The organism is Protofrankia sp. CiT1 (assembly GCF_917627335.1).
Lineage (GTDB): Bacteria > Actinomycetota > Actinomycetes > Frankiales > Frankiaceae > Protofrankia.
In genome coordinates this window covers 25007-35320 of the sequence record NZ_CAKJTP010000043.1, presented here as the reverse complement: position 1 = coordinate 35320, position 10314 = coordinate 25007, and the positions used below count along the sequence as shown (strand labels likewise).

7 protein-coding genes are annotated in these 10314 nt (G+C 65.3%); 4 read left to right on the top strand and 3 right to left on the bottom strand.

The window, feature by feature from the left end; translation table 11 throughout:
- Positions 1 to 515: hypothetical protein (locus MJ785_RS09825; RefSeq protein WP_239380537.1), on the bottom strand; the 515-nt coding region annotated here is incomplete at its 3' end.
- 302 nt (positions 516 to 817) lie between these two features.
- Between MJ785_RS09825 and MJ785_RS09820 the strand changes: the two genes are divergently transcribed.
- Both MJ785_RS09820 and MJ785_RS09815 read left to right on the top strand, forming a co-directional pair.
- Positions 818 to 1525 (top strand): M50 family metallopeptidase, encoded by a 708-nt coding sequence (locus tag MJ785_RS09820; protein WP_239380536.1) that lies wholly within the window; start codon positions 818 to 820, stop codon positions 1523 to 1525.
- 385 nt (positions 1526 to 1910) lie between these two features.
- Positions 1911 to 2420: a hypothetical protein gene (locus MJ785_RS09815; protein ID WP_239380534.1), complete on the top strand. Its 510-nt coding sequence runs from the start codon at positions 1911 to 1913 to the stop codon at positions 2418 to 2420.
- Positions 2421 to 2538: 118 nt separating this feature from the next.
- On the opposite strand, the gene MJ785_RS09810 is transcribed toward MJ785_RS09815, so the two are convergent.
- Positions 2539 to 4185: a glycosyltransferase gene (locus MJ785_RS09810; protein ID WP_239309175.1), complete on the bottom strand. Its 1647-nt coding sequence runs from the start codon at positions 4183 to 4185 to the stop codon at positions 2539 to 2541.
- 681 nt (positions 4186 to 4866) lie between these two features.
- Here MJ785_RS09810 and MJ785_RS09805 point away from each other — a divergent pair.
- The gene (locus tag MJ785_RS09805) at positions 4867 to 5751 is read left to right on the top strand and encodes a NifU family protein (RefSeq protein WP_239380533.1); all 885 of its coding nucleotides are present in this window, start codon (positions 4867 to 4869) and stop codon (positions 5749 to 5751) included.
- 74 nt (positions 5752 to 5825) lie between these two features.
- On the opposite strand, the gene MJ785_RS09800 is transcribed toward MJ785_RS09805, so the two are convergent.
- On the bottom strand, positions 5826 to 9305 hold the full coding sequence (locus MJ785_RS09800; protein WP_239380532.1) for a BTAD domain-containing putative transcriptional regulator: 3480 nt from the start codon (positions 9303 to 9305) through the stop codon (positions 5826 to 5828).
- Positions 9306 to 9763: 458 nt separating this feature from the next.
- Between MJ785_RS09800 and MJ785_RS09795 the strand changes: the two genes are divergently transcribed.
- Positions 9764 to 10303 carry a hypothetical protein gene (locus MJ785_RS09795; RefSeq protein WP_239309169.1) on the top strand — a complete coding sequence of 180 codons (540 nt, stop codon included), beginning with the start codon at positions 9764 to 9766 and terminating at the stop codon, positions 10301 to 10303.
- The last annotated feature ends 11 nt before the right edge of the window (positions 10304 to 10314 follow it).

The window sequence follows — 10314 nt, the reverse complement described above, 5'->3', positions numbered from 1 at the left end:
GCCGTCGGCAGACCCGCCGGCCCGGCCGCCGAGTGGATCTCGGGCCGGCCCGCGCCGGCCCACCAGGGCGCGTCAGCCCCCGCCGGCCCGAGCACATCCATGGATGTGTCCGCGGGAACGGCGCGGATCAGCGCGACCACATCGGCAACCGACGAGGCCGAGCCGACCATCTGCGGCCGTACCTGAGCACCCAGATCCGGCGGGACATCAACGCCCGGGGGCGTGACCAGCACCAGGCGGGCGTCGCCGGGACGGGCCACAAGAGCCGCCAGCAGCTCCCGCTCATAGATCGTGGCAACAATGATCGGCTGGACCAGCCGTTGCGGCCGCGGCTCGCTCAGGCCGTCGTCGGCCACACCGGTTGACGGTTGCTCCCCAAGCCGGTTGTCCCCAGGCTGGTCGTCCCCGAATGGTGGCTCAGCCGACGGTGGCAGGACCTCGTAGCCGGGTCCGAGCGCGCCGGCCATCGCCCCTGGGTCGGCGGGCAGACTCGGGCTCAACCACACGTGTGTCATGTGCATACCGTGGCGGTCACGCCTGAGGGGAAGCTTTCGGAAACCTTGGAATGTCCTGTTGGATCGCGGCACCCCCGCTGGAGCACGGCCCCAGCGCCGGAGCACAACGGCCCGCCGCGCACAAACCTCGAAGGATCAGTGATCTCGCCAGCCGGCGCGACAGCGGCTGACCAGCTCGCCCGCGGCCTCCCGCCGCGCGAAAAAATATTCAGTTGTCCATCCGGCGAAAAAATTATGTGATTAGCACATCAGCAGCGCCAATATTGATGAGCCAATGCGAATCGTGTCGTGCCGGGGGTGCCATGAACAACGGTAGTAGCAGCATGGGCCTGACGATGATCGTCGCGGACAGGGTTGGCACGCCGTTATGGATTATCGTGCTCACCGGCCTGGCCGCCCTCGCGGCGGTCGTGCCCACATGGACCTGGCACGGCAGCGGCCACCTCGACACGATCGCGCACGAGGGCGGCCATGCGCTCGTCGCCTACCTCCTCGGACGCTGGGTCCTTGGGGTATGGCTGTTCTCGGACACGTCAGGCCTCACAAGCACATATGGGCGGCGCAACCGGTTCGCCGAATTCCTCATGCTGGCAGCCGGTTACACCGCATCATCCGGGCTCGGGCTGGGAGCGGCGGCCCTGCTGAATGCCGGTCACATCACCGCGACGCTGCTCCTTGCCCTCCTGGCGCTGGCGGCGCTTTTCCTCGTCACCCGAAACGGCTTCGGAAAAATGATCGTCGCCGGTACCGGCACCGTGGTCATTCTGGTACTGCATTCGGCCTCGGTGGGCACGCAAAGTGCGCTCGCGTGTTTCCTCACCTGGTTCCTGTTGCTGGCCGGGCCACGGTCCGTGCTCGACCTGCACCGAGCGCACCGGAAAGGAGCATGGTCCTCGGACGCGGACGCGATGGCCGAGATCACTGGCATCCCCGCCATAATCTGGATAGCCGACTTTGGCGTGTTCACCGTCCTGTGCCTGTTTCGCGGCACATACCTGTTCCTCGGCTGACGCCGGCTCCTTCGCACGATCTTTCGAGATTTTTGAGATCAACAGCTGGAACATGGGCGCATGACCACAGCGGATCAATCGTCGGTCCAGCGGTGTCTCGTGATTGACATCTCGACGGTGATGTTGTCCATAGCGGCGGCCCGAGCCCGGCATACAGGGACTCTTCCACTGATCACCCCCTCTTTACGGTCAGCCGACAGCCTGGTGTCAGATGTGTTACATGGGTTACGTGCGTCAGGACGGGTAGAGCTGTTCCATGGCTCGACAACGGAGGGGTCCGACAGCCCAGCGCGCACCGAACGTCACACGCCGACGGAACACCAGATACACACGGAACGGCACACACCGCATGTCACGCATCCGGCCCGCCGCTCGGGCAGCACGGATGACCCGCCCGCCAGTTTCTCAGCTGCTCTTCGCCGCGACCGCGATCGCGGCTGTGATTGTCATGCCCGCCGACGCACTGACGGCATCCTCCTCGGCGCCACCTACGGTGCCGTCCAACATCCAGGCCACTCCAGCCACAGTGCCAGCCACAGTGCCAGCCACCGATGTAACGGATATAAGAGACAGATCGGCCGCCACGGCGCCGGTCGGGAGCGCTGCTCCATCCACTGATGAGCAGATCACGCGGGCGGTACGGACGAGCCCGTTGCTCGGTGAGGTTCCCCCGGACGGCATCCAGGTGGTCGACGTCCGCGTATCCAGGATCGACCCGACCGTCGCGGTTGCCCATGTCGTGCCAGCCAGTGGTGAGACCGACCCAGCGACCGCCCTGCTACGGCATTCGGGCAGCCACTGGGCCGTCGTCGAGCTCGGTACGGCCGGCGTCGGCTGCGACAGTCTCAGCACGGCGGTCCAGCAGGAACTCGGGCTCGTCTGCGAGCTTTTGTAAGCTTTCGCGAGTTTTCACAACAGCGAGTTCTCACAACAACAGCCGCCCTCCGTCCGGGCTGGTCCGGACCAGCCCGGACCAGGCCCAGGACGCCAGCGGATGATTCGGTCCAGCCCGATCAGTTGGCGAACGTCAACGCCGACAGCAGGGCGACAGCAAGAATGATCGTGCCACGTATCGGTACCTGCCAGCGCTCAACCGCCGCACGTCGCTCACTGACCGCGGACAGCGGACCAGCCAGCATCATCAACATGATCCCGGCCCACACCAACGCGAACACCGGACGACCGGGGCGCGTGTCGAAGGCATAGATGATGATCGATGCGACCAGCGTGAGCGCGAAAGTAATCTGCGGCAGGACCAGCACGGACATCGTCGGCTGGAACACTTTCTCGGTCGTACCGGAGGAACGCGGCCGGTAACCGAACGCAACCCACAGGAACGCGATCAGATACAGCGGGGCAATGAACAGTGAACTCGCGACCGTTCGGGCCGCGGGCCTGCCCCCCGCATAGGCGACAATGAAGAGCATCGAACTAAGCAGGTAGGGCAGGCCGAAGAACAGGTAGGCCTCTTCAGCGGCACCGGACACCAGCCGCATCCGGAAGATCACAGACATCGGTGGGCCCACCAGAAAAACCATCTGGACTGTGGTCAGGAGCGGGCTGAGGCTGGTGTGCAGGTAGTGCGCCCGCTGCCAGCCCCGCAGGCCTGGTTTGCGCAACGGGTTGTCGAAAAGTAGCAGGCGCATATGGTCCATCGCCCATCGCAGACGCTGCTTGGCGTAGACGGCGGCGGTCGCCGGCGCTGTCCCGATCGAAATCGGCCGGGCATGGTAGACGCTGGACCAACCACGCGCGTGCAGTTCGTAGGATGTCTGCACATCTTCGACCAGATTCCATTCGCTGAATCCGCCAGCCGACTCGAGAGCCGACCGGCGGTACAGGGTCCCGTTGCCGCAGGAGAACGCGCTGTTGTCACGGTCCTTCGCCGGCTGGATGGAACGGAAGAGCATGGGATCAGCGTTGTTCAGGACATCCGCGCGACCCGTGTCAAAACACTGGGCAGTACAGACGAAACCGACTGCCGCGTCGCGCAGATAACCGACTATCCGCTCCCCCACGTCCGGCACCACCAGGTGATCGGCATCAAGGGTCAGAACCGCGTCGCCATTGGTGCGGGCCAGCGCGTGGTTGAGATTACCGGCCTTTCCCGGGGTCCCGTCGACGCGGGTGAAGCACGGTATGCCGAGACGTGCGGCGAGCGCGTCGATTTCCCGCCAGTTCTTCCGGCCGGCGATGCGGCCGTCATTGAGAACGTAGGTCTGGTGCGGGTAGTCGATCGCCAGGGCGAAACGCAGCGTCCGCTCGACCATCGACGCCGGCTCACCGCACACCGTCACGAACACATCAAGCGTTCCCACCGGCGTCCCGGCGTGGCGTACCCTGTCCGGGCGCATCCGGCCGATCATCACTGCCGTCCAGGCGACAGTTATGTAGCTGATCAACTCAGCGCCGTAGAAGAGGCGACCGAACGCGCCCGTACCGTCGAGCGTGCCCAGGCGCCAGATCAGGTAGATCCCGCCCAGCACAATGACCAGCGCACCGGCCACCGGTCCCAGGCGCCCGCCGACCGGGCCGCCCGCCAACGTGTCCCAGCGGTGTCGTGCGGGTTCGTCCGTCGGCACCCGCGGCCGAGGCACCCATGGCGCGAAGCCGTCGGGAGCCGGCGCGGTAGCGTCGACGGGCGCTGCGTCGCGAGCCATACTTGCCACCTTTCAAAAAGATTTGCCTACTGCCAGGAAGAATTTAAATAACGGTCGCCGCGCCCAGTGACTGCCGCCGGCCAAAGCGGGTAATGTACGGAATACGGGCGTTTTCGATCAACGGGTCACCGGCCATGCGGGAATCCGTTGCGTCCGACCGGAAAAATATTAATCAATACGCTGCTCCAGGCTGGTGCCGACCGGGCTGGCGCGACCCGGAATGCAGCCTGTTCGCCCCGACAATGGCCGGCAAGAGGGACGGTTCAAGCACAGGGTAACCTCTTGACCGCCTTTCGTGACGACTGCGGCCGCGACTGGCTCGGGTACACCCGATATTGGCCGGCAATGGGGTGATTTCCCCCTCGGTGGCCGGCCGCCACGCCCGGCATGCTTCGGCGGAATTGTTCACCACGCCAGCAAACGAGCCGCCGGCCACCTACGGGATGAAATGTCCAGAAACTGACCGATGTGACCAGCATGACGGCCGGCTCGGCGGCCGGCAGGTGACAGCCGTCATATGCCCGACCGATTTCGGCGGTGACCCGTCAACCTTATGGGATCGTGAGAAGGTACCCACGGTCTTGTCCAGACCCGGCCGAGGGGGAACCAGCCGGTCAAAGAGTACGCGATCACAATTCTTTTCATGCGGCCGGCTGCCCCAGAGGACCTAGGAGTCCAACGATGAGCAGCACTCGGCCGATCGGGCCGCAGCGGAACGAACCCAGCTTCGACGCGCTGTCGGAGGCCCTGGATGAGGCGGCGACCGCCGTCCAGAACCTGGAACCCACCGCGCGGCAACAAGCCGAGCAGCTCCGCCACGCCGTCGAAGCCCTCCATGGCAGCGGGATCAACGCCATCGTCCGGAAACTGCGCGCCGACCCCCGCGGCCGCGAGCTCCTGTTCGAACTCGCGGATGATCCTCTGGTGCGTCTGCTCTTCTCGATGCACCACGTCATCCAGCCCACGCCGGTGACCGAATCGCTGCACGCGCTCGACAAGGTACGGCCCTATCTGCGTGCCCACGGCGGGGATGTCGAACTGATCCGGATCGACGGGGATACAGCCTTCCTGCGGGTGAACGGTACCTGCAACAGCCGCGCCCTGACCGGAGTCACGCTGCGTGAAGTAGTCAAGGACGCTCTGGTCGGCGGGGTCGCATCCATCGCGCGGGTGGTGATGCTCGCGGGTGAACCGCCCCCGACGCTCATCCCGCTGGGTCCCGTCCGCACCCGCGACGGCGGCTGGGTCACGGTCGGTACGACCATGGAGCTCTCCCGCCAACAGATCACCGCGCTACATCTCGAGCGAGCCGACGGCGCCGAAGCCGATGTAGTGATCATAAGTATGGACGATCAGCTGATCGCCTACCGCGACACCTGCGCCCACCAAGGCCTCCCCATCAACGTGGCCCAGCTGGACCCGGCCACGGGCACCCTCACCTGTCCCCGGCACGGCTTCTGTTACGACGCGCGGTCCGGCGCCTGTCTCAACGCGCCGGGCGCGCGGCTGGAGCAGCTTCCCCTGCGGATCGATAACGGTCAGGTGTGGATCCGGATCGACAGATAGATCGACGGATAACCGGTTGGGGCGCGTGCCCCAGCGCCGCGACGCCGCGTCTCCTGTGCCGGTCGCAGACCGCCTCACAGGTCGAACGGACGGCTCCCGGCGGTCCACAGCTGTGTGAACTGCTGCTCGACGAACTGCGCGAACGTCGAATCAACCGGAACCTCATACTGCGTGGTCCGGGATGATGCGTCGCTCATCGGAAGCGTCGCGACCAGCGCGCGGGCGTCCGACCGGTAATACGCGACGGTGGACGCCGCCCGGTAGACCCGCACCGCGATGTGTTCCCGGTCCGAGCCGGTCAGCCCGTCGACGAAGCTCCGAAGGCACCGCAGATTCGCCTGGACCAGTCCAGAGACATCGTGCGACATGCCGATCTCCCGGGTGCGCTGGACGTCCGCGGGCGAGTCGGGGTCCAGCAACATGATCTGAACCAACGCACCCCGGTCAAGGGCGCGCAGAAGCGCACCGAGAAAGGAATCCCGCAGCCGGTCCTCGAGGAGCTCTGTCCAGGTGGAGAGAATCCGCACAACATACTCACTCGCCGCAACCCGCTGAATGAACCCATCATGATCAAAATGGTCGAGGACACGTTCCGTCGCCGGCTCAAGCCGATCACCCGGGCCGCGTATCAACCAGTTACGGACCTCGGACTCCTCCGCACCATCATGATCATTAAATAATGCCAGCGCCTGGCTCCACGACGCCCGCGCCTGTAGATCGTCCTTCCGCCAGTAATGCAGCCTGCCCCGGCGGGCAAGGGTTCTCGCCTGGTTCAGCATGTCGCCACGTTCCTGGAAAATGGACAGGCAGGCGTCGTAACAGCCGAACGCCTCGGGATCACGACCCCGTCGGCTGTGGGCGTCACCCAGCAACAGCAGCGCCTCGGCCCGCAACGGCAGATGCCCCTCCGCCTGAAAGAAACGCTCCGCCGCACCAAGCATCCCGATGGCGTCGTCCACCCGCCCGGTTCGCAGGAAGGCGGAGCCGAGGGCCATCCGGGCACGCTCGACCGCAAGCTGGTTGCTTGTCATCTCGCAGTAACCGACCGCAGCCTCCAGGCAGGACAACGACTCGGCGGGACGAGCCGCGGCAAGATAGGCCCGACCGAGGGTTTGGAGCGTCCGCGCCACACCGAACGTCACACCGAAGTCACGAAAAAGATTCCTGCCGATACGAAGATGATCAATAGCCTCATCGATCCTGCCGTCTTCTGTGTCCAGTTCGCCCAGGTTACGGCGCGCCGCGGCCTCGCCGATCGGCCAGGCTGTCGAGATAAACAGCGCCAGGCTCGCCTCGAACAACCTTCGCGCGCCGGCGCGGTCACCCTGCAACCGGCGCAGCAGCCCGAGATGGCGGCGCACGTTCGCCTCGGCCACCTGGCTGCGCTGCCGCCGGGTGGCCGCGAGAGCCGCCTCATGGGTCCGGTGCCAGAACGACCAGTGCGAGCCGATCTCGAAGAAGTCGACGAGCGCGGCGCTGAGCAGCCACGTCATCTCATCGAAGCCTTCAGCCTCAGCCTGTTCGACGAGAGCGACCAGGCTCTTGCTCTCGCGGTCGAACCACTGGATCGGACGCCCCGTAACGGATTCGATCATTCCGTCCTCGGCCGGTTGCCACCGCGGCACAGACTGGCGTGGGACGATCGGAATACCGATGTGCAGCCGCTTGGCGGCCTCCTCCGCGCAGGCCAGATACATCTCCAGGACCCGTTCGAGCGCGGCGGAGCGGTCGGCGGGGCTGTCCTCCTGCGCAAGGCGCTCACGCGCAAACAACAACAACAGATCATGAAAACGATACCGAGACTCGCTTCCATTACTGGCACGACGTTCGAGAAGCTGCCCAGCCGCCAGCTCCTCAAGCAGCTCGGAAGCCTGCCGCACATTCTGATCAAGAAGGGCCGCCGCAGCCAGCGGCCCTACATCCTCCGTCTCCAGCACGGACAGCAGACGGAACGCTCGCCGGGTCGCCGCTGGCAGCTCCCGGTAACTCAGGTCGACACTGGCCCGCACTTCAAGATCTCCGACCCTGAGCACGTTCAAACGCGCAACCTGGAGATCCTCACGCAGCGAGCGGAGGTGCGTGTCCGGCCGCTGTTCGAGACGCGCCCCCGCGATGCGTACCGCCAGCGGCAGAAATCCGCACAGCGCCACGATGGTGCGGGCCTCCTCGGGTTCGGCCTCGACCCGCGCGGCACCCGCCACCTTGGCGAGCAGGGTGACGGCACCGGCGGAGTCGAGGACGTCAAGCAGGAGGTGATCCGCGTCCAGACTCGAAAGCGCACGCCTGCTGGTGATAATGACCCCGCAGGATGCCGCGCCCGGAATCAGCGGACGTACCTGTTCGGTATCCGTCGCATTGTCCAGGACGACGAGCAGCCGCTTGCCGTCGAGCGTCGAACGGTACAGCGCCGCACGCACTTCATGATCATCTCCTATTTGCTCACGCGGCACCCCCAGGCCGAGGAGAAACGACACCAGAACCGTCGACGGCTCAGCCGGCGAGTCGGGCGTGGCCTGTAGATTTATGTAAAGGATGCCGTCGGGGAAGCGAGGCCGGAGCCGATGGGCGACGTGAACGGCGAGCGCCGTCTTGCCGACACCCGCCTGCCCGGCTATCGCCGAGACAATCACGCCCGCGCCGCCTGTTTCCGCACCGACGTCAGCCGTTTCGAACAAGGTGAGGAGATCCGCGACTTCCTTTTCGCGGCCGGTGAAGTTTCTTGTCCCGGTGGGAAGCTGATACGGCACGGGATGACGCGCCGCGGCGACGAGCCCGACCTGTTCAACTGGCGGGACCCAGCGCAGGGACGGTTCGTCGGCAAGGATCGCGCGCTGCCTTTCCCGGATCGCGGTCGGTTCGATTCCGAGATCGCGGGAACGGCGCAACGCATCCAGGCAGACAGCGGCGGCATCCTCCCGGCGACCGTCGCGGTAGAGGGACAACGACAAATCCAGCTGTAGCCGTTCGTCGGCCGGGTTGTCGGCGAGCAGCCGCCGCAGGATCGGAACCAGCGGCCCGTGCCGACCAGCGGCCAGATATGCGGCCGCTCTTTCTTTCTCCGCGTACAGGCGAAGCTCACGCAACCGGGCCGCATAACGTTCGACAAAGGGGCGCGTTTCAAGATCTGATAATGGCTCTCCACGCCAGAGCGCCAATGCCGCGTCCATCCGGTCGGCGGCACTCGCCGCGTCTTTGGAATCCAGCAGCCGCCGGGCCTGTTCCACCCAGCTGAGGAAAACCAGCTCGTCAAGCTCCTCCGCCCCGACGTGCAGAACGTATCCGCCGGCGCCCCGCGCCAAGGGCTGCCCGTTGGACTGGCCCAGCACCCGTCGAAGATCCAAGATGTGCACCCGAAGCCGATGCAGGAGCTGGCGCCGACGCTCGTCATACCAACCGTCATCGCCCTGCATGGCTCGCAGCAGCTCCCGGTCAGGGATGGGACGGTTCGCCTCGGAGAGCAGAGCCGCGAGCAGCAGGCGGCGCTGCGGACCACCGATCGGCACCTGCCCGGCCTCGCCCACCACCTCGAGCGATCCAAGAACCCGAAACTCCATGTCATCCTGTTCCACAAAACAACACATGTCGCCAATTGGGTGATCCCAATGCCTCGGATACCATCATGAACCAGTATGCGGGATCTGTCTGTGACAACTTGAAGCAAAGTCGTGACCAGCAGGGTGTGCAGTCGCATGTCCGACAGGACGCAACCCCGGCACCGTCAGCGGTAGCAGTGTCAGCGGTAGCACTGACCAGACCCTGACCACGCCCGCGCATCACCCACGCGGCCGATTACGTATTTTGACGGAGTCGAACAGCCGAGTAGCCACAAACTGGACAACAGGCGACCAGTCAAGCCATCATCGCCCGCGCGGTGTCACACCCACCAGGGCCAAGCCGGCCCCGGTCGTTCACCCAGGTGCCGCGTTCACGCTCCTGACCAGCTGCTGACCAGCTGGTCTTTCAATGGGAACCGACGGGCGAGCTTCCCGAGACGACCCGGCAGGAGGGCAACATGATGACAGTTCACTCCGACTGCGCGATGGTGCCAGAATTCGCGTGGCGGGCGGTCACCGTGACCGGGGACCAGTTCGCGCTCCACGTTGACGACGAGACAATCATCCGGATGCGGGAAGAATGGCGTGCCCAGGGCCGGGTGACATGCAGGGCCCAAAAACATCTGATGGTCGTGGAAAGCAGCCACGGCGGCCTTCGGGTCACTGCCGAGTTGACCGGCGACGTACTCGCGGTGCTCCAAAAAGGACGCGGGAACACCCTCGTCAGGCTGACCGGAGACCGCTGGCTACGTTGGATCACACCCAACTGGCGGGGTTTCGCTCGAGGCTTCGTCACCCATACAACCAGCGCTCCCCGGACCGACGGGCACAACGTCGTTCTGTTCGCCCGGGACGGGATTGCGATTGTGCTCGGCGGCCACCGGGTCCTGCTCAGCTCGGCTGACGGAGCCCCGGCCTTTCATGAGTACGATCTTCTCCTGACTCTCGGCTGGTTCCTCATCCTGGTCGACGCTCCAGCCGTCCCGGTGGCCATCTGATTGCCAGTAAG

Bases quoted from the DNA above. Each gene is read 5' to 3' on its own strand.
- MJ785_RS09820 (WP_239380536.1), top strand. From the start codon at position 818: ATGAACAACGGTAGTAGCAGCATGGGCCTGACGATGATCGTCGCGGAC.
- MJ785_RS09815 (WP_239380534.1), top strand. From the start codon at position 1,911: ATGACCCGCCCGCCAGTTTCTCAGCTGCTCTTCGCCGCGACCGCGATC.
- MJ785_RS09810 (WP_239309175.1), bottom strand. From the start codon at position 4,185: ATGGCTCGCGACGCAGCGCCCGTCGACGCTACCGCGCCGGCTCCCGAC.
- MJ785_RS09805 (WP_239380533.1), top strand. From the start codon at position 4,867: ATGAGCAGCACTCGGCCGATCGGGCCGCAGCGGAACGAACCCAGCTTC.
- MJ785_RS09800 (WP_239380532.1), bottom strand. From the start codon at position 9,305: ATGGAGTTTCGGGTTCTTGGATCGCTCGAGGTGGTGGGCGAGGCCGGG.
- MJ785_RS09795 (WP_239309169.1), top strand. From the start codon at position 9,764: ATGATGACAGTTCACTCCGACTGCGCGATGGTGCCAGAATTCGCGTGG.